This is a genomic window from Vibrio sp. 1641, assembly GCF_033339995.1.
Taxonomy (GTDB): domain Bacteria; phylum Pseudomonadota; class Gammaproteobacteria; order Enterobacterales; family Vibrionaceae; genus Vibrio; species Vibrio alginolyticus.
The window spans coordinates 1-714 of the sequence record NZ_JAWOVP010000168.1 but is presented as its reverse complement, the minus strand read 5'-3'; the positions used below and the strand labels follow the sequence as shown (position 1 = coordinate 714).

1 protein-coding gene is annotated in these 714 nt (G+C 48.7%); it reads right to left on the bottom strand.

Annotated elements, in window-relative coordinates; translation table 11 throughout:
- Positions 1–11 precede the first annotated feature (11 nt).
- On the bottom strand, positions 12–714 hold a 703-nt coding region (locus tag R7Z47_RS24850), incomplete at its 5' end, for a translocation/assembly module TamB domain-containing protein (protein ID WP_318130763.1).

The window sequence follows — 714 nt, the reverse complement described above, 5'->3', positions numbered from 1 at the left end:
CTGACTGGAGTTCAGACGTGTGCTCTTCCGATCCAGGTTAAGTATGGTGTTGGCATCTTCAACTCACCCAGCGAGTTGAAGATGCCAACACCATACTTAACCTGTAGACCTGGCAAAATGTAACCACTCACCGTAACTTGAGAGTCATCACCCGAGCCAGCCGTATCAAGCTGTAAATCTTGTACGCCAAAGGCTTCACCGATTTCTCCAACAACACGACCGCTTTTCGCCAAACTCAGACCAATTAATGTGGTCGTCATCGCGTTACCACCCGACTCACCATCAATATCTTGACCACGAAGCAGGTAAGACAACGCGTTGGCTTGTGGCATCGCAGGCTCCGAGAAAATTTCCACACTCGGATCGGAAGCTGGGCCAGTCACACGCACACCTGCGATCACATCGTCTTGAGTATTGTCAGGGTTACGAATCGCTTTGATCGATACGTACGGTTGATCCGCTGGACCGTTCATTAAGATCTTACCTTCTTCGATCACCAAATCTTGACCAAATGAACGGTAAGAACCGTCAACGATGTTTACCTCACCAACGATGAATGGTCCTTTGTCTTTTTGTGTCACGTTAAGGCTACCTTTCAAGCCGCCCTTCAAGCCAAACGCCGCAAGTTGGAAGTCGTCACCAATCTTGATGTTGATGTCCGTTTCGACGTTGAATGGCATAGCCGCCACTTCATCAACTGGCTGTAAATCCTTG